The sequence below is a fragment of the Neptuniibacter pectenicola genome (assembly GCF_001597735.1).
GTDB lineage: Bacteria > Pseudomonadota > Gammaproteobacteria > Pseudomonadales > Balneatricaceae > Neptuniibacter > Neptuniibacter pectenicola.
The window spans coordinates 62,936-81,551 of sequence record NZ_LUTS01000002.1 but is presented as its reverse complement, the minus strand read 5'-3'; the positions used below and the strand labels follow the sequence as shown (position 1 = coordinate 81,551).

At 45.2% G+C, this 18,616-nt stretch carries 16 protein-coding genes; 7 read left to right on the top strand and 9 right to left on the bottom strand.

The features are described 5' to 3' along the window. The first annotated feature begins 72 nt into the window (after window positions 1-72). Entirely contained in the window at window positions 73-990 is a 918-nt protein-coding gene (locus tag A3773_RS02945; RefSeq protein ID WP_067982937.1) for a LysR family transcriptional regulator, read from the top strand. Between the two features lie 10 nt (window positions 991-1,000). Here the strand turns inward: A3773_RS02945 and A3773_RS02940 are convergent, their stop codons facing one another. Together A3773_RS02940 and A3773_RS02935 are read right to left on the bottom strand one after the other, a co-directional pair. Further along, a complete protein-coding gene (locus A3773_RS02940; RefSeq protein ID WP_067982935.1) occupies window positions 1,001-1,837 on the bottom strand; it encodes a sulfurtransferase in 837 nt (278 codons plus the stop codon). A gap of 27 nt (window positions 1,838-1,864) precedes the next feature. Beyond that, window positions 1,865-3,142 carry a tryptophan--tRNA ligase gene (locus tag A3773_RS02935; protein ID WP_067982933.1) on the bottom strand — a complete coding sequence of 426 codons (1,278 nt, stop codon included), beginning with the start codon at window positions 3,140-3,142 and terminating at the stop codon, window positions 1,865-1,867. Between the two features lie 213 nt (window positions 3,143-3,355). Between A3773_RS02935 and A3773_RS02930 the strand changes: the two genes are divergently transcribed. From A3773_RS02930 to yaaA, 3 genes are all read left to right on the top strand, one after another. Next, window positions 3,356-3,658, top strand: coding sequence for a hypothetical protein (locus A3773_RS02930; protein ID WP_067982931.1), 303 nt, complete (start codon window positions 3,356-3,358; stop codon window positions 3,656-3,658). A gap of 104 nt (window positions 3,659-3,762) precedes the next feature. Further along, on the top strand, window positions 3,763-3,993 hold the full coding sequence (locus tag A3773_RS02925; RefSeq protein WP_067982929.1) for a DUF2789 family protein: 231 nt from the start codon (window positions 3,763-3,765) through the stop codon (window positions 3,991-3,993). Between the two features lie 112 nt (window positions 3,994-4,105). Then, window positions 4,106-4,882 carry a peroxide stress protein YaaA gene (yaaA, locus tag A3773_RS02920; RefSeq protein ID WP_067982927.1) on the top strand — a complete coding sequence of 259 codons (777 nt, stop codon included), beginning with the start codon at window positions 4,106-4,108 and terminating at the stop codon, window positions 4,880-4,882. Window positions 4,883-4,949: 67 nt separating this feature from the next. Here yaaA and A3773_RS02915 read toward each other — a convergent pair whose 3' ends face one another. From A3773_RS02915 to A3773_RS02900, 4 genes are read right to left on the bottom strand one after another with little or no spacing between them, the layout of a single operon-like run. After that, window positions 4,950-5,837, bottom strand: coding sequence for a Tim44 domain-containing protein (locus A3773_RS02915; protein WP_067982925.1), 888 nt, complete (start codon window positions 5,835-5,837; stop codon window positions 4,950-4,952). 8 nt (window positions 5,838-5,845) lie between these two features. Continuing rightward, complete coding sequence (locus tag A3773_RS02910) at window positions 5,846-6,742, bottom strand: DMT family transporter (RefSeq protein WP_067982922.1); 897 nt, start codon at window positions 6,740-6,742, stop codon at window positions 5,846-5,848. A gap of 18 nt (window positions 6,743-6,760) precedes the next feature. Further along, window positions 6,761-8,455: a potassium channel family protein gene (locus A3773_RS02905; protein WP_067982921.1), complete on the bottom strand. Its 1,695-nt coding sequence runs from the start codon at window positions 8,453-8,455 to the stop codon at window positions 6,761-6,763. A 37-nt stretch (window positions 8,456-8,492) separates the two neighbouring features. Further along, window positions 8,493-8,876 carry a DUF6394 family protein gene (locus A3773_RS02900; protein WP_067982919.1) on the bottom strand — a complete coding sequence of 128 codons (384 nt, stop codon included), beginning with the start codon at window positions 8,874-8,876 and terminating at the stop codon, window positions 8,493-8,495. A 192-nt stretch (window positions 8,877-9,068) separates the two neighbouring features. Here A3773_RS02900 and A3773_RS02895 point away from each other — a divergent pair, with 192 nt between their 5' ends. Further along, window positions 9,069-11,918, top strand: a complete 2,850-nt coding sequence (locus A3773_RS02895; RefSeq protein ID WP_067982917.1) for an insulinase family protein — start codon at window positions 9,069-9,071, stop codon at window positions 11,916-11,918. Between the two features lie 43 nt (window positions 11,919-11,961). Here A3773_RS02895 and A3773_RS02890 read toward each other — a convergent pair whose 3' ends face one another. Together A3773_RS02890 and sbcB are read right to left on the bottom strand one after the other, a co-directional pair. Continuing rightward, complete coding sequence (locus A3773_RS02890) at window positions 11,962-12,450, bottom strand: hypothetical protein (protein ID WP_067982915.1); 489 nt, start codon at window positions 12,448-12,450, stop codon at window positions 11,962-11,964. Then, window positions 12,437-13,903: an exodeoxyribonuclease I gene (gene sbcB / locus A3773_RS02885; protein ID WP_067982913.1), complete on the bottom strand. Its 1,467-nt coding sequence runs from the start codon at window positions 13,901-13,903 to the stop codon at window positions 12,437-12,439. Before sbcB ends, A3773_RS02890 begins: the two co-directional genes overlap by 14 nt. Before the next feature lie 126 nt (window positions 13,904-14,029). Between sbcB and A3773_RS02880 the strand changes: the two genes are divergently transcribed. Further along, the gene (locus A3773_RS02880) at window positions 14,030-14,455 is read left to right on the top strand and encodes a YchJ family protein (RefSeq protein WP_067982911.1); all 426 of its coding nucleotides are present in this window, start codon (window positions 14,030-14,032) and stop codon (window positions 14,453-14,455) included. Window positions 14,456-14,817: 362 nt separating this feature from the next. Beyond that, window positions 14,818-17,667, top strand: a complete 2,850-nt coding sequence (locus A3773_RS02875; RefSeq protein WP_067982906.1) for a DUF349 domain-containing protein — start codon at window positions 14,818-14,820, stop codon at window positions 17,665-17,667. Window positions 17,668-17,751: 84 nt separating this feature from the next. Here A3773_RS02875 and phbB read toward each other — a convergent pair whose 3' ends face one another. After that, a complete protein-coding gene (gene phbB, locus A3773_RS02870; RefSeq protein ID WP_067982903.1) occupies window positions 17,752-18,501 on the bottom strand; it encodes an acetoacetyl-CoA reductase in 750 nt (249 codons plus the stop codon). Between the last annotated feature and the right edge of the window lie 115 nt (window positions 18,502-18,616).

The window sequence follows — 18,616 nt, the reverse complement described above, 5'->3', positions numbered from 1 at the left end:
ATTAACGCTTTGTTTCGGCGGATAGTACGTGAACTTTTTAGCTTTATAAAAGGCGATATTGGAATAGTAATTATGCAAAATGTGAATATAGCTGCATTGAATGTGAGCCTTTTACGTGTACTGCAAGCCCTGCTCGAAGAGAAGCATGTCACACGGGCTGCGCACCGCTTGAACTTAAGCCAATCAAAAGTGAGCCGGGACTTAAAAAAGCTACGGGAGATATTTAACGACCCACTACTGGCACGTACCCAGTCGGGCTACATTCTGACAGCGGGCGCTGAAAGAATTACAGGCAACCTGAACTGCGTTATCGATAACATTGAGTCAATGCTCACGGATAAGCAGTTCGATCCTGCCCTATGTAAACAAACCATTCGGATTTATGCAGGCCCTCTAGAGGTCCAACACTTTATGCCGATGTTGTTTAAAAAGTTACACCAACAAGCCCCTAACTTACGTTTAGAGGTACTGGGGGAGTCGGAAAACCCGTTTGATCTATTAGCCTCAGGACAGATTCACTTTGTCATGAGCGGCTTGATGCCTGACAGAGGGTTGGATCAGTTTTATATGAAGCCGTTATCAAAAGGCTCGCAGATGGTTTGCTTGATGCGGTGTTCAAATCCTCTCGCAGAACAGGCACTCACCTTAGAACGCTATTTAGCCTCGAACCACGGTTACACCGCGCTAACAGGAAAGGGAACCACCTTCATTGATCGGAGTTTGCAGCGCTTAGATAGGTCGCGCCATGTGACAGCAGTTTTGCCTAGTTTTGAGGTGGCGGCCAACTTCTGTGAACAGAGCGACCTCATCGTTGCTATGCCAGAAGTGATTGCCCAACAGTTGATACAAGGGAGAGCCCTAACTTATAAAAACTTACCGGAAGAGATCCAGTTACCGGAGGTAGAGCACAGACTTTACTGGCACGCCCACTGCCACCATGACCCTGCCTGTAGCTGGTTGCGGGGACTGATAGAAACGTCGGAATGGTAAATCTACATCACTAACCGGTTGCAACAGGACGTTGGGGGTCTCGAATCCACTCACTCCATGAACCCGCGTAAATACGACTACCTTTTAACCCGGCAATCGTCATGGCTAGCTGATTATGGCATGCCGTAATACCTGAACCACACATATGAACAGTCTGTTTAGGCGCGACATCTCCGATAACAGCCAGCCACTCATCCCGTAAACAATCAGGGGACTTGAACACACCTTGGTCAAGATTATCTGTAAGAGGACGATTAACCGCACCAGGAATATGACCCGCCACAGGGTCTATCGGTTCAACGTCACCCCGGAAGCGCTCACCCCCTCGGGCATCGACCAAACAGATCGACGCTTGAGCAAGTTCAGTTTGTAACTGCCGAACGGTCAGATAACAGCTTGATTGGCAGCTGCCAGAAAAATCGCCTTCGACCTGCGGTTCCACAGACTGGCTTTCTTCACCTCCTGCGCCCAACCATGCGGGATAACCGCCATCTAAAACAGCAACATTTTTATGTCCTAAACAACCGAGTAACCACCAAGCACGGGCGGCCATTGCGCCGCCACAGTCATCATAAACAACAACTTGCGTCTGACCAGAGACGCCTGCCTCAGCAAATCGTGTGGCCAGCTGTGCCATATCCGGTAACGGGTGACGGCCACTCTCTGGCGTAATCTCGGATGAAAGGTCATGATCTAAATGAAGGTAAACAGCCCCAGGAATATGCCCAGCATCATACGCGGCCTGACCGGCATTCGTATCCGCCAAACTAAAACGACAATCAAAAACAACCCAACCCGAAGACAGGCTCTCTTGTAAGTCATGCGCGCTAATGATCGTGCTATACATATTCCCTACCCCGTTTTTGACCCGCGATTAAAGGTACGTCGCCAGCTCTTCCTGCAAAATATCCAGCTCGTTTTGTGCCTTCTGTTTTGCTTTTTTCTTTAAGCCTTCCACTTCAGCTATTTTCTCAGCAACAATCGTTTGCGCAACCGATGCTTTATCATCAGCAGCCTCAACCTGTGCTAACAACGGTTTCAACTGCATAAGAATGCCTCGACGACGTCCCTCTTCAGCGCGCGCTATCGCATCAGCAGATTTCTCTTTTTTCTGTTTTTCTTCAGATTTTTCTTCGGCCACATACGTTAATGGGCGAATACCCGCAGCAATACGGACCTGTTCCATCATCGGCGCTGCAACCCCACGCGCCTTCTCAGCACCTTTAAGCAAAACCTCTTCAACGCTACCAAGGTCATTCATAAGCTCGTTATAGAGCACCCGTGGTGCTGACAACTTACTGTCTAAAAACTCAAACAGCTCTTTCTTCGCATCGCCCCAACCAATACCATTCTCAAACTGCTGGCGCATCGCCAAACGCTCTTGCTCATTCGCAAAGCAGCTATACAGCTGAAAGATAGTACTGTTATCAGGGTCTTTCGGTTCCCCCGGTGTACGGGTATCTGTTTTGATCTGCTTGATCAATTTATACAACTCATCCGCAGAGCTAAACAAAGGAATAGTGTTGGTGTAGCTTTTGGACATTTTACGACCATCCAGCCCTGGGATAAGCTGAGTCTGCTCGTCAACAACCGCTTCAGGCTGAGTAAAGAGCGGGCGGTAGGTATGATTAAAACGACCGGCCACATCACGCGCCATCTCAATATGCTGAATCTGATCTTTACCAACGGGAATCAGGTCCGCATTAAACATAAGAATATCCGCGGCCATCAATATAGGGTAACTAAATAGGCCCATGGTTACGCCATCATCAAGATCGGCATTACCCGCATCACGGTTTGCATCTACCGAGGCTTTGTAGGCGTGCGCTCGGTTCATCAGCCCTTTTGAGCACATACAGGTCAAAATCCATGTAAGCTCGGTGATTTCAGGCACATCCGTTTGACGATAGAAGGTTGCTCTATCTGTATCTAACCCCAACGCCAGCCATGTTGCCGCAATCTCACGCGTAGATTGAGCGACACGCTCCGGGTCGTGACACTTAATTAACGCGTGATAATCAGCTAGAAAATAAAAGTTGTTGTAGGTATCACCGTGGCTCAAATCAATAGCGGGCTTGATTGCACCTAAATAATTACCAATATGCGGCGTACCTGTTGTTGTGATACCCGTTAAAACCGTTTTCTTTTCCATTTAATTATCGTCTCTTACACCTGAATCTGCCTGAAATACTCTTTATTTTGGCAGCATGGCAGTTAAACCATTTGAATGGCGAATATAATACCGAAAAATCCTATCGATTTCGCCCAATCCCTCAGCATTCCCCTATAATCTAATGTCGTGATGACATCACGGGAACAAAAGTGCTAAAAAGGATCAAACAATAATAATATTTTCGAGATACTTATGACTGAATCAATCGCATCTTGGGTTACGCTTGCGGCAGTACTTTCAAGTTCGGGCTGGTATATCTATCGTGAGCAAGATAGAAGTATAGGCAACATAGTCACCGCGATTATGTCCGGTGTGTTATGTCTTTTCGGCGGTTTGCTGTTCTCAGGCGCCACCATGAAAATCATCGGTAAGTTTGATAACGCACTGATACCTGCACTGTTAGTTTGTACCGGCACCCTCTTATGTATTGTTGCCCATACCCTCCATAAAAGCAGAAAAGAAACGAGCGTTAACGACAACGCAGAGATGCAATAAACGAGTGATTTTTGACAGCGCATAGCCCCTAAACAACACTGTTATTAAGCTAAGTAATAGATAAACGTTTTACTTATAAGATAACCATCTACGTAGAGGTTGCAATGTACACACCTGAACATGATTTATCAGTACTTTTTCAGCAACTCGGCTTACCCCATAGTCATGATGAGATTACCCAATTTATCGAGACTCACAAAATTGATGACGATGACCAGTTATTAGCTGCGGCTAGTTTTTGGTCAAAAAGTCAGTCTGATTTTTTAAGTGCGTCGCTCAAAGACGATTCGGAATGGTCTGAGTTGGTTGATGAACTGGATGCCATGTTGCGTTAAAGCCATCCACAAACAAGCAGTGCATAAAAGCCCTCTAAAAAATGACCTTTTTTGTATGCGTGTTGAAGGTTATCATCTCCATTATCTTTTCATCTAATACAGACTTATTCCTATGCTAATTGTGATATCGCCGGCAAAAACCCTTGATTACGAAACTGCACCTATCACCAATAGCCATACGCTCCCCCGTTTTGTTGATCAATCACAGCAACTCATTGACGCACTAAAAAAGCTATCGGTACAAGATATTGCTGAGTTAATGAAACTAAGCGACAAGCTCGCCAGTTTAAACGTCGCACGTTATGAGTCTTGGCAGCCTGAATTCACCTTTGATAACGCTAAACAAGCCATATTAGCGTTTAAAGGCGATGTCTATACCGGGCTTGATGCCGAATCCCTTAGCGAAGAAGATCTTCAGTTTGCCCAAGATCATCTCCGTATTTTATCGGGCCTCTACGGCGTATTGAAACCGCTAGACCTTATGCAGCCCTATCGACTTGAGATGGGTACAAAGCTCAGCAATAGACGGGGAAAAAACTTGTATGAGTTTTGGGGAACAACCCTCTGCGATGATTTAAACCAAACCTTAGCCAGCAACGAGACACCCGTTCTAGTGAACCTTGCTTCCAACGAGTATTACAAAGCAGCGAAAGAGAAAAATATTCAAGGCCGCATCATTACACCGGCGTTTAAAGATTGGAAAAATGGTCAATATAAGATGATTAGCTTTTATGCCAAAAAAGCACGCGGATTAATGACGCGCTACATCATTCAAAACAAAATCAAAGACCCCGAGCAGCTAAAAGCCTTTGATTTAGAAGGGTACCGTTTTGCCGATAGCATGTCTGAGGGTGATAACTGGACCTTTATTCGGGACCATGAAGAATAAAACGGTCTTCAAAGCATAAAAAAAGCCAAAGCAAACGCTTTGGCTTTTTGCTATCCAGTTACACCCATTAGTTCTGCTGAATACCTACAATAAACCAATCAGAGTTCGGTTGGCGCATATCACGTGACAAGTGCCAGGTTTCATTAAACTCGGTTGCTTCATCTGTATTTTCTTTCAGCCAACCGTAAAAGTTTACACTCACGATCGCTTCATCTTTTTCTTCGATAAAGTTTGCTATTTCAGCCATCACCGAAACCACTTCAGTTGTCTGGTTTTCAGGATGTTTAGCCCGCTCTTCTTTTAACAAGTTATACATTTCGGGCGCTGTATACGTTTGTATCTCATCCCAATTAGAGTTATCCCACGCTTTTTGTAGGTTAACAAAGTGCTCTTGCGCGCCTGCTAAAAATGCCGTCTGGTTAAACCAAGCCGGTAGTTTAATATCACTCGACTCACCCCAGCCCGAATTAAAGGAGGGCATAGGCTTAAACTCTTTATCTACGTCGGGCGATGCATCACGCGCCATCATAGTCTCATGGGGGTTAATCTCATATTGCTGTGCCCCCTGCGCATAAGGTGACGACTGTGGCTGCGCCGCTTTACGCATAGACATAATTTTATAAATGATAAAAATCACACCCGCGATCAATAAAAGATCCATAAACTGAATGCCATCAAAAGCACCACCAAACAGCAACGCACCAAACAAACCACCCGCTAGCAGACCGGCCATCATGCCGCCAAACCCGCCACGTTTAGGCGCTGTCCCCGCCGCTTTGTTTTGACTATTTGTTGCCGACGACTGCTTTTGAGCAGGTGCAGATTGCGATTTTTTAGGTGAGAAAAAACTTTTACCAAAAGATGAACCGCCACCTAAGCGTTTTGCATCTGCCGTTTCTGCCAGTGGAAGCGTAATAAAAAATACCGCCATCAGTGTGATAAAAAATGTCCGCATCGTGTCTCCTAAGCTTGTTGTTTGTTTGATGATGAATTGCCGGATAGTACAGCGAAATAGATTCCACTGAATATTAATGCCATACCCCATAAATGAAAAGTTTTAACCTGCTCCCCTAAAAACATAACCGAAAGCAACATGCCCCATAAAGGCACTAAATGGATAAATAAGCCTGCACGTTGAGCACTCAGTTTTTCAACGCCATAATTCCAAAAAAGATAGGACAGTATAGAGGGAAAAACAGCCAAATACGCGATTAATAAATAGAGATCACGATTCCATACAATCGGTGCTTGATTCTGCATCTCTAACCACGAAGCGGGTGCTAAACAGATAATCCCAACAATAAGTGTGACTGAGAAAAAAGCAAAACCCGTCATCTCTTTTGGCTTCCACCGCAGAGCAACACTGTAGCCCCCCCAGATGAACATCGCCGTTATAATCCATAGGTCGCCCACATTAAAATTGAGCGTTTTTAATACAGCGAGCTGTCCCTGACACACTAATAATAGTACACCTACAAGAGAAAGGCTCACCCCGAACCATTGTTTACGTGAGGCAGGCTCACGTAGAAAAATAGCACTTAACAGCAGAATCATAATCGGCATGGTTGATTGCATTAACGTCCCATTTAAAGCCGTAGTTGATTGCAACCCTATGTACGCTAGTGTGTTAAAACTTCCTACACTCAACACCCCTAAAAACACTAAGATCGGCCAAGACCTAATAATAGACTTACGGTGTCGGTAGATCGCAGGGAGTGCAAACGGCAGGAGTATCAGTAGCGCACAACACCAACGAATAAACGCTAACGTTATAGGGGGAATATCAACCGAAAACGCACGGGCCAAAACAAAGTTACCCGCCCAAAAAAGCGTGGTTAAAACCAGAAGAAAGTAAGCCAGAAGAAACGCCTCACACCGTTAAAAATATTTTAGTAGAAACCGAGACAGAAGATTATTATTGGCGTCGTTCCCCGTTAAAATGTAGTGCAGCACATTATAGTTATTAACCGTCCACTGCATACGTTTGTTCGCTTTATTTAGCCCACAGACTAAAATCTCGTCTCCCGGCTGAATAATGTCCAGTTCACCCGGCAACATATCAACCAGCTCGCCCCGACGAAGCATTAAAGGAAACGCGTGTAAATTTCGTTTTCGATCATGGGGGTCTTTAAAAAACAGCGATAACTTCAACTCAATCCCTTGTTGTGACGCCTCAATCAACGCCGGCGTTTCCTCTTCGCCAACCACAAAGGCCCAACAATCTAATTCATTTTGGCCAACCACACTGCTCATACGGTTAATTAATGTATGCGCCCATACATCGTCGTAACGGTTTTGCATCTCTTCAATGAATATAGGAACTAACGGCGATTTGAGGTGAGCCAGAACACGGTTAGCAATAATGCGCCCCTGCTCCATCACAAAATCGGCGCGGCTATTTTTAAAAACTAAGCTGTTTTCATGAATATTCTGCCTAACAACCGTCAAAATTTTTGGATTCAGCTCCCGTGCGGTCATGATAATCGATAGGTTATCGGCATCATTAGGGGTACCGGCGACAATACCAACCGCATCCATCACACCCGCTTCCAGCAAAGTACTCGCTTCCGTCCCAACGCCCGTTACCTGATGCGGAATATCCTCGATACTTACCGCATCTACATCCACTACCGTCAGGTCAACCTCGCCCTCATCAAACGCCCGATAGAGTGCGCGCCCAAACCGGCCATGACCACAGATAATCCAACGCCCTTTTGTACGTTGATACACACTGGATAGCGGTCGATGAAAAGGGTTATGTATCCAGTCATAGACCAGGTGCATATACGGCTCATGCGCGGCTAAAGAGAGATATTGCGCATACGTGCGGAACGGATCGACCACTAAATCAGTCCCAAACGAATGTAAGTTAGAGGTTGTTATATCCGACTCAGTACGGCTAATAACCATACGATCAGGGCTTAATAGTTTGCTGGCGATCGCTATAGAGAGGTTAACGTGGTCATCATTCGTCAGCGCCATTACCCCGATACATTTCTCATGCTGTAATCCTGCCGCATCTAAAAGATCAGGCAGAGAGGCATCGGCACACAGAGCCGGCACTGAGATGGAAAGGTCATCCATTTCTAACTCATCAATCCGATCGGGTTCAATATCCAATACCACAACCCGAACATCTCGCTTCACCAACTGACGAACAACAACCCGCCCTGTCACACCATAGCCACAGATTAAGTAGAAAGGCTCATTCATCTTTTTTACAGTGGACGTAAATGAGCGGCGACGAAGCATGCGACCAAATATAGGCTCTTGTAACAGGGCCAGTGCCGTACCTATGCCGTATAACCAAGAGATAACCGTTGCATAGATACAGAATAACGTCCACATGCGCTGGGCAGCAGTAAACGCGTAAGGGATCTCACCAAAGCCAATCGTGGAGCCCATAAAAGAGACAAAATACACCGCATGGAAAAAATCCATATGGTAAACATTGCCTTGATCATCTTGGCCTGGAACTAACACAAAGCCTAAGATCGATATGGAGTACACCACGATCATCGTAATCAGCGGCGTTTTTAAGCGCCGCAAAAAAAGGTAGATCACATTATTCATCGTGAATACTCAACGCCACCATTAAACGTAAACACCATTAACGACGCAGTAAAGCCGTTTCAACCACCAGCAAGACCACTGAAATAATATTGGCGAGTAACGCGCCGCCACTCAGCGAAATAATGCTCGACATCGTCGATGGGTCCATTCCTGTACCGCTAATATGCTCTGCATATCCCCAAATACCCGCAGCAACAATAAGCTGTAGATCAACAACGAGGGAGGTCGCTAACATCAGCGCACCTAAGTGAGTACGGTCACCAAATTTAATCACCGTACAGATCAGGCTTACAACCAGTGCGGCAAAAAATTCAAATACATTATGATGGGCGGGATCAGTAAGATCGCCAATAAAAAAGCCAAAATTAAGAGTTAACGCCAAGACGATGAAAAATGCGAAGATGACCTTCTCTTTGTTCATAGCATCCTTCCTGCAAGCTGAACGAAAATAGTTTTAATGATTGTAACACTGGCGGCTATGAATACCATTGCGATAAGCGTCGCTGCAGAAAAACCTACTTTCCACTGGGAACCCTAGGCGCTATTCTTGGTCACTTAGTTTTAGCTGTAACTCATTTCTTTCTTTAGTGTAAGTAATATAAGGCGCTGTTATATGTTGTTAGCTTCAATTAACCGGGTACAAGCCACCTTTATCGTTGTACTTATAGGTTGTGTGCTGTGCTCATCAAATATCTATGCTGCGGTCAAAAAAAGCCCTATCGACCCCAAACAATACTCAGCGATCACCTTAGACAACCAACTGCGGGTACTCCTCATCTCAGACCCAGAAACAGACAAAGCAGCGGCGTCCATGAATGTGGCGGTGGGGTCCAGTGCAAACCCAAAAGATCGCGCAGGCCTTGCGCACTTTTTGGAACACATGCTGTTTTTAGGTACTGAGAAATACCCTGAAGCGGATGAATACCAAAACTATATTCGATCCCATGGGGGTGGCCATAACGCATATACCTCACAAGAGAACACCAATTACTTCTTTGATGTGACCTCGGACAGTTTAGAGCCTGCGCTCGATCGCTTTGCGCAATTTTTCATTGCGCCGCTTTTTAATGAGAAATATGTAGATCGTGAACGCCATGCGGTTCACTCCGAATACAAAGCGAAAATAAAAGACGATTATCGCCGCAGCTATGCCGCGATAAAGCAGGTAATGAACCAAGAAAACAGCTACAACCATTTTGCAGTAGGCAACTTAGAGACCCTGCATAATGATGAAAAACGTCCCATTCGTAACGAATTGATCGATTTCTACAACCAATACTACTCAGCTAATGTGATGACCTTAGTTGTGCTTGGCAAAGAACCTATCGAGCAATTAGACGCACTCGTACGCAGTAAATTCTCATCGGTTAAAAATAGAAACGCGGCTGAATTTTCAACTGATGCACCGCTGTTTGATAAATCCAAACTGCCGCTACAAGTAAATATTCAAACGGTTAAAGATATTCATTCATTAACACTGACGTTTCCAACACCTGAAAACCGCAGCCACTGGAAAGCAAAGCCTATTTATTACATCAGCAGCTTACTCGGCTATGAGGGCAAAGGCAGCCTGCTCTCTTACCTTAAAGAGAAAGGCTGGGCAACGGGCTTGTCCGCCTCACAAGGGCACGACCTACCCACTGAATCAAGCATTATGATAAACATCCAGCTCACAGAGCAGGGTGAAAACGACTATCTTGATGTCACTCAAGCAGTCTTTCAATATATCGAACTCCTCAAAAAACAAGGGGTTCAAGCCTCCCTTTATCAAGAGGAGAAACAGTTAAGCGAGATCGCTTTTCGTTTTCAGGAAGAAGCTGAACCTATCCATCTTGTCAGCAGCTTAGCCAGCCAAATGCAACGTTTCCCCACTGAGTTGGCCATTTCCGCTAACTACCTTTTTGATAACTATGATTCCGAACTCACCCACCGTTTCTTAGCGCACTTAACCCCAGACAACATGCTGCTCAGCTTAAAGTCTAACCGCGAGCAGAAAGGTAAAGTTGAACACTATTACCATGTTCCTTATACCGAAATCCCTTTCAGCACAGAGATGTTAGCTCGCCTTAAGGTCAATACCATTGACCCAACTATGACGGTTAGAGCAAACAACCCCTTTATTGCTGAAAACCTTGAGCTATTAACATCACAGCCTGCAGTGGACGTTCCACACAAGATCGATGCAGCCGACGGCTTTAGCCTTTGGCACAAGACTGAAACACGCTTTAACATTCCTCAAGCGGATCTATATTTCACACTGCAAACCCCTGTCGCCAACGCATCCCCTGAAAACTGGGTAATGAACAAGCTATATACAGAGCTCCTACAGGAGCAATTAAATGAAACATTGTATGACGCATCATTAGCAGGGCTAAGCACGCAAATATACCCACATATGAAGGGTTTCACTGTCCGTCTGTCCGGCTATAACGACAAACTGGATCTGCTCTTAAACAAAGTAATCGCAGCTATTCAGGCACCTGACTTTCAGCCTGCGCGTTTTGAAATCTTCAAGAAAACCTACGCAGACCGTTTGGCTAATGCGCTCAAAGACAAGCCCTATAACCAAACAACCAATCGACTATATGAGCTATTGCTCCCCCAATGGGATAACGCTAGCCAAACCCGAGCACTTCAACAGGTTGACCTTGAGGCGCTTAAAACCTTTGCAGCCCAACTCACCGCTGCGCCTCGCCTGAAAGTACTGACCCACGGCAATATTGACAACACCACAGCGTTAGCAATGGGTGCAACGATTAAAGCTCAGCTTTTAAAAGCAAATACCCAAGCGGTCACGCCTATTCAAGCCACACAGATCCCTAAAGGTCCGCGCATAAAAGAGACCCTTGAGATCAATCACAACGACTCAGCCATTTCAATGTTGCTACAAGGCGAATCTAATAGTGTAAAAACTCGGGCCGAAATAGCGTTGTTAACTGAAGTGCTCGCCTCGCCGTTCTATAACGATATAAGAACTGAAAAGCAGTTAGGTTATATTGTTTTCGCCACGCCGCTACAGATGAACAAAACCCCCGGCATCGCCTTTATTGTTCAATCTCCTATAGCAAACGCCACAACCCTAGAGAAAAACATTGATCAGTTTCTTGCCCGCTGGAATGAGGAACTACTTAATGTGAGCGCTGAGGAATTGTCCCAGTTTAAACGCAGTGTGATCTCTCGTATTACACGCAAGGATAATAAGTTATCAGCACAAACTAAGCGTTACTGGCGTGAACTGGATTGGCAGGAAACCGATTTTGACACCCGTGAACGTCTCGCCGCTGCGGTAGAAAAGATTACATTAGACGACCTCGCTCGCTGCTTTACAGCGCTACAATCGCGAAGCATAGTGGTTAGCAATACCGGTAAAAAGTTCACCCAAACCACGCCAAGCAAACCCAATACAGCCAGCACGCTGTTTAATCGACTTAAAGCTGAAGGGGTCAATGTACCTGAGGCTTAATCATTAAGGACACGGCAGAAATAAGGGGGGCTAACAACGCCTCTTATTTCTCATCAGGGGTGATAATTTTTCTGTTTTTCTTTTGCAGCTCAATCGGGCGAGCGTAAACGGAGTCCGTATCATCCGGCTTAAGGAAAGCTTCACAACGCTGCCCTAAGAGCACACAGCGCGCCTTTTGCTCATCCCGACTAATTTGCAAGAACACCTTATCTTCACCGGTTAACGCAGGATTGCTGAACTCCCCTCCACTCACCTCACTGAGCATCGATTCCGCAAACGGGATAACCGCAGGCGGAGGCAGATTACTGGGTAACTCTTTAGGTTCAACCTCGACCATCCGCTCTTTATCAAATGCCCCACGACGCCAATTTTTATACGCCGTTTCACCCTTTACCGTACCGTAATAGTCTCCACTGGGGGGCGTTACTTTATATTCTAAAGACGAGATAAACTCCTCCTTGGTGTGTCCCCAAGGGGAGATAACCATAGAGCTCGTCAATAAAATAGGAGTAAGCCAACTAGTAGGCTTCATCAAACGCCTCTTCCAATGGATAAATCGCCTCTGCGTAAACCGATAGTTCTTCAAGTATATGCTTTTTGTTCTCATCTTGATCATGCTCGGAATAAAGCTCGTTCAATCGTTGATAAAACCGCTCCATCGTCAAATGACCGTTTTCGCCTTTAATTAACTTGTCTCGACGATACCCTTCCCATTGCATCTGCTCTTCATGGGTTAGCACAGCGGGACAGTTGCGCGCTTTATAGCGCAGTAACATCTCTTCAAGCCGAGCATCCTGAAACGGCAGATCAATCTCTGCTAATTCACTCGGGCTCGCCATGCGCACTTGATCCATCAGCTTACGATCCGTGGGTGAGAAAAAGCCCCCACTGTATAACATCATGTCTGGATCACTTTCACTCTCAAATGGACTCTCACTATAGATATCGGCAATCTTGCTAGAAAGATCAGTAAAACTTCGCAACATTTGCAGATGAGTACGGCAAGTATCACCATCGATCTCTAATTTTGCTGCCTCTTCCTTATTCAGCATGCCCGCTGGCGCGATAATCGGGCACTTATTAATATGCACCTGTTTCAAAGCGATCTTCGGGTCATTCTCGTTCAATTCCGTATGTTTGGTATAGAGCAGCCGGCGGATCTCCTCCACTGGCAGGCGCATCAGCGGCTCAGGGCTATAACGTAGATCCCACACTAAAATCCCATTTTTATTAACAGGGTGTGTCGCTAAAGGGGCAACAATGGCCGCATTCCCGTGCTGAACTGGGTAGCGTGATGAGATATGCAGCACCGGTTTATGACTAATCGGATCAAGTTGTGCTTGAATTGCCTGTTTCGATCGATTTTTTTGTAGGTAGTCAAACAGCTTAGGTTGCTTTTCGCGTACCAATTTAGCCATCGCGATCGTTGCATAAACATCAGACAGGGCATCATGGGCATGACCATGATCGATCTGGTTGGCTTTCGTTAAATCTTCTAAACGTAAGCTGGGGGAGCCATCTTCATATACCGGCCAATTGATACCCTCAGGCCTAAGAGAGCGGGTTAACCGCAGCATGTCGATAATATCCCACCGGGAGCAGCCATTTTGCCACTCGCGGGCATAAGGATCATAAAAGTTGCGATACAGACCATAACGGGTCACTTCATCATCAAATCGAATGCTGTTATAACCTACACCACAGGTACCCGGCCGCCCTAACTGCTCTATAATTTGCGCAAAAAAATCAGCCTCACAAACACCCTCTTCCATCGCTTTTTGCGGTGTAATACCGGTTACTAAACAGGCGTCAGGGTGAGGTAACTGATCATCGCTCGGCTTACAATAGAACATCACCGGCTCTTCAATAATATTAAGGTGCTCATCAGTACGAACACCGGCAAACTGCACCGGCCAATCCCGTTTTGGATCTACACCAAACGTCTCATAATCGTGCCAAAAAAAGGTTAATGGTGCTTGTGCCATAAAAATATCCTTGAAAAAACAGCAGATCTGATCGCTAGAGCGAGATTTAGCGTCATAGAAGTACTAATATACGTTGTATAAACTCTCTGTCATGCAGATTAACATTTCACTGTTAAGGGTTCACCCATGTCTCATCATCAGGAAGCGATGCAAAAACCATGTCCTTGTGGTTCCAACAAGCCATTTATCTATTGTTGTGACCCTATTGTGCAAGGCCAAAAACCTGCCCCAACAGCCGAAGCTCTAATGCGCTCACGCTATTGTGCATTTGCATTGGGCGCTATCGACTACCTGATCGATACGACAGCGCCTGAAAAACAAGGCCCCAATGATGCAGAAATTCTTGCTGATCAAGTTAAATATACTAACTGGACAGGTCTGAAAATTTTAGAGACTACGCAAGGAAACCGCAATGATGACGTGGGTACGGTTGAGTTTGAAGCTGAGTTTGAAACTGAAGACCAAACCGGCACCTTGTATGAGAAGTCTAATTTCAGAAAAGAAAACGGTTTTTGGGTATATGTTGATGGCGATGTAGAAGTCCGAACCTAATATTTATCAATCAACAGAGAAGTTATCGCTAAAACCGGTGCAGCAAAGGACGTTTACAGCACGTAAAACACCTTTGCTTACACTTCAACAGTGCTTAACCCCCACGAATAGTGTGATCACACATTATTATTAAAGATTTTCATACACGCTCTCTGTGGGCGGCAAAGCTAGGTATTCTGGGAGTCAACACTGAGTCCTCGTGTTAATTCTAAAAAAAATCCTTCCGCTTAGACATTTTCATTTAAAGTCAACGCTGTCAGCGTTTCAAATCTACGTTAGAATATGTGCCCTTATAGGCAGGTGGAGCTCCATCGAATATCTACCTTTTAATACGCGCCTCTGCCAGAGATGTTTAGGACGTTATGTTAGTAAGATTTTTTAAACCCAGTTGGCAACACAGCAAATCAGATAAACGTATTAAGGCTATTGCAAAATTACGTGATACTGATCCCCAATCACAGCCCATCCTCTCTCAATTAGCATTGGAAGATCAGGATGAACTTGTACGTTTGGCCGCTATTGAAAAACTCAATAGCCTTAGCTTACTGACAAAAATCAGTAAACAAACCACTTCGGATACAATTCAACAACAATCGCTACATCGCATTAGTCAATTGATACTTGGCTCCTCTCCAGAGTGTGTTTTAGACGAAAAACTGGTTGCCCTAAAAACAATTGGCGAGTGTAACTTTCTCACTCATATTGTCTTAAATAGCAGCAATGAACAGATTAGACAGCAAGCAATCCAACAATTAGATGATGATTACAGCCTTTTTGTTATTGCCGAAAAAAGCCAACGCGCAGCGGATAGAAGCCAAGCCGCACAACGTATTAACTGCCCAGAAACCTTAGATAAAATCTGTAAAGTTTCACGTAACAAAGACAAAGGGGTTTTTAAAGCGGCACGCGATAAACTTCAGGCCATTGAGGAGCAAGAAGCAGAAAAACGCCAGACTCAAGACTCAATAACCCTGCTGATCAGCAAGATAGAACAACTGAGCGAACAAGCCTTTTTCCCACTCTTTGCCGCCAAGTTATGCGCACTGGTTAGTGACTGGGAAGCCCTATCAAGCCACGTCAACAGCGATCAACGGGCTAGATTTCAACAATACCAACAACAATGCGAACACATATTAGGCGCCGAAGAGACTCGCCTCCAACAACAACAGGCGGAAGAGGCGTTAAAACAAGAGAAGGTCGCTCAAAGCCATCACCTTTATTCAGAATTATGTGTTTTAAAAGAAAGCACCGAAGCGATTCTTGATCAAAATCGCGTCAATGAAGTTGAAAGCCAATTACAAGCGATAAGCGAACAATGGGAAACACTTAAAGCCTTTAGCTCCGAACAAGAGCAGCAAAGCTTTAATAAAATAAAATCCCAGCTGGGCAACTTGCTCGCATGCTACCGCATCTATATCGCGGCATCGGAGCAGATCGACAACCTAACTCACACCCTCGCTGACGACAATATAAAACCCACTACACTGAATAAACAGATGAAGCAGGCCCGGCAGCTACTCAATAAACTGAGCTGGCCAACCCACCATGAAAAACCGACACCACTAGTGCACTTAGAAACTGTTTTAGTGACCGCTCAAGCCAAAATAGACCGTCAAGACCACCAGCAGAGCCAACTCCATGATGAACTCAAAACCCTACTAGACAATCTTACGGAGTCTATCCAACAGGGCGAGATTCGAAACGCTGATAAGTACATCAAAAAAGTAGAACAGATCAATAAGCGTCTAAATGGAAATTTACCGCCAGCGCTGGCCCATAGAGTTAAAGTACTAGGCGCCGAACTGCAAGAGATGCGAGATTGGCAGGCCTATGCAGTTCAACCTAAAAAAGAGAATTTATGCCAAGAGATGGAAGCACTGTCCGCTTCTGACCTCACTGTTCAAGAACGTGCGAATGAAGTGCGCAGAATACAAAAAGAGTGGAAGCTATTAGACGCAACCGATTCAGTGCACTCTCAACAGTTATGGAAGCGCTTCAAAAAAGCATCTGACAGCGCCTATGCCCCGTGTGACCAACATTTCTCGGAACAGAAAGAGCTTCGTATTGCTAATTTAAAACAACGAGAGCTGATATGTGAGCGCTTAGAGCAACTGTCTATTCCGGAAGGTAGCGGTGCCGAGGAGTGGAAACAGTACGAAGAGCAGATCCGTCAGGCAAAACAAGATTGGCGCACCTACTCACCGGTTGATCGTGCGCCAGGAAAAAAACTGCAAGCCAAGCTAGATCTTATCCTTGCTCAATGCGAAGACACACTCAAAACATATCGTGCCGATAACATTGCTAGAAAACAAAACTTAATTGATGAAACCACTCGCTTACTCAATTCTGACAATTTTGCAGAAGCCACTGATACGGTGAAAGCTCTTCAGCAGCAGTGGAAAACCATTGGACCAACACCGCGCAACCAAGAACGAAAACTTTGGAACCAGTTTCGTGAAAACTGCAGCCAGATCTTTGAAGCCTTCTATGAAGGTAAGCAGCCCAACTCAGCCTCAAACTCAATACAGCCTTTATTAGATAACGCCTGTCAGCAGCTTAAAGATATGATGAGTTCAGGCTGCAGCCTCAAAGCATTAGAAGCATCGATTGATCAAGCGCAATCGTATATGACTGAACTCGAAAGCCAAAACTCCTTAGTGCCGGCCTTTAACCAAGACACAGTGCAAACTGCGATAGAGGCTCAGCAACAGCTACAAGAACAGCTACAATCGTTTGAAACCGAGCCCTATTTAGCCTTAGCGCGAAAAGCACACATTTGTGAGCAACTGGAACACGCAATTTTAGACCAATGTGTAACAGAACAACTGCCTAGCATCCAGCTCGCGTGGGCGCAAGAAATAACAACTGAACACCCAATGCAGAACGAAATCGCGGAACGGTTCGCTACTCTACTTAAAATAGCGGAAACCCCTGACGCGTTAGAATCTATTCTGAGCGAACAAGAGCAAAAGCTTAGACAGATCTGCATCCGTTTGGAGATCGCATCATCACAACCCTCTCCTTTGAGCGACCAAGCCTTACGCATGGAATACCAGATGGAACGCTTACAGCAAGCACTTGCTGAGCAGAAGCAAGCGTTCAACCTCGCGGAGATTAAGCAGCTAGAACATGAGTGGCTATGTATTCCTTTTGCCGCTCATATAGAGGAATTTAATGATCGGTTTGAGAGCAAACTCGAACAGATTTTTTAGATGCCGGTGTGTAACTAGTTACGCTATCACCTAAAACCAAAAAAACCCGCTTATCGCGGGTTTTTTAATGCTCAACGGTGTCAATTAAGACATATGTAGACCACCGTTGACGGACATATCAGCGCCTGTAATGTAACCAGACTCATTGTCGCATAAGAATGTACACATACGCCCAATCTCCTCAGGTGTACCAAAACGACCCACCGGAATACCCGCACAGATCTGGTCTTGAATTTCCTGAGCAATTTTAGCAACCATCGCCGTTTTAATATAACCCGGAGATACCGTATTTACCGTCACACCTTTACGCGCAACTTCTTGTGCAAGGGCTTTAGTAAAACCATGAATCCCCGCTTTAGCCGCGGAGTAGTTACACTGGCCAAACTGACCTTTTTGAGCGTTCACAGAGGAGATGTTAATGACACGTCCCCAGCCCTTATCGATCATGCCATTAATGACTAAACGGGTCATATGGAACATAGAGTCTAAGTTAGCACTCATAACCTCATCCCACTGTTCCCAGCTCATTTTCTTAAACTGACCGTCACGGGTAATACCCGCATTGTTAATAAGAATATCAACGGTGCCACCGGTTAGCTCTTCTACTGTGGCGATACACTGCGCACAAGATTCAGCATTGGTAACATCACCATAGGACACTAAAATGTCATAACCGTCTTCTTTCTGTTTGTCTTGCCATGCTTTCGCTTTATCATGATTACCACCGCTGTTATAGCCGGCAACTACGCGAAAACCGTGATCTGCCAATGTGCGGCAAATTGCAGTACCTAAACCACCTGTACCACCTGTCACGAGTGCAATTTTCTGACTCATGCTCATCCCCTTATATCGTATATTTGCTTGTTTGGGTGTTATCTATTTTTATTATGTTTTTATGTTCAATCTCTTGTCCGTACCTTGATCATAATGCCATCTGAACCTAGATAAT

Coding starts and splice junctions, on each gene's coding strand:
- A3773_RS02890 (WP_067982915.1), bottom strand. CDS start 12,450: ATGAAGCCTACTAGTTGGCTTACTCCTATTTTATTGACGAGCTCTATG.
- A3773_RS02895 (WP_067982917.1), top strand. CDS start 9,069: ATGTTGTTAGCTTCAATTAACCGGGTACAAGCCACCTTTATCGTTGTA.
- A3773_RS02915 (WP_067982925.1), bottom strand. CDS start 5,837: ATGCGGACATTTTTTATCACACTGATGGCGGTATTTTTTATTACGCTT.
- A3773_RS02900 (WP_067982919.1), bottom strand. CDS start 8,876: ATGAACAAAGAGAAGGTCATCTTCGCATTTTTCATCGTCTTGGCGTTA.
- A3773_RS02880 (WP_067982911.1), top strand. CDS start 14,030: ATGTCTCATCATCAGGAAGCGATGCAAAAACCATGTCCTTGTGGTTCC.
- phbB (WP_067982903.1), bottom strand. CDS start 18,501: ATGAGTCAGAAAATTGCACTCGTGACAGGTGGTACAGGTGGTTTAGGT.
- A3773_RS02940 (WP_067982935.1), bottom strand. CDS start 1,837: ATGTATAGCACGATCATTAGCGCGCATGACTTACAAGAGAGCCTGTCT.
- A3773_RS02935 (WP_067982933.1), bottom strand. CDS start 3,142: ATGGAAAAGAAAACGGTTTTAACGGGTATCACAACAACAGGTACGCCG.
- A3773_RS02905 (WP_067982921.1), bottom strand. CDS start 8,455: ATGAATAATGTGATCTACCTTTTTTTGCGGCGCTTAAAAACGCCGCTG.
- A3773_RS02925 (WP_067982929.1), top strand. CDS start 3,763: ATGTACACACCTGAACATGATTTATCAGTACTTTTTCAGCAACTCGGC.
- A3773_RS02945 (WP_067982937.1), top strand. CDS start 73: ATGCAAAATGTGAATATAGCTGCATTGAATGTGAGCCTTTTACGTGTA.
- sbcB (WP_067982913.1), bottom strand. CDS start 13,903: ATGGCACAAGCACCATTAACCTTTTTTTGGCACGATTATGAGACGTTT.
- A3773_RS02875 (WP_067982906.1), top strand. CDS start 14,818: ATGTTAGTAAGATTTTTTAAACCCAGTTGGCAACACAGCAAATCAGAT.
- A3773_RS02930 (WP_067982931.1), top strand. CDS start 3,356: ATGACTGAATCAATCGCATCTTGGGTTACGCTTGCGGCAGTACTTTCA.
- yaaA (WP_067982927.1), top strand. CDS start 4,106: ATGCTAATTGTGATATCGCCGGCAAAAACCCTTGATTACGAAACTGCA.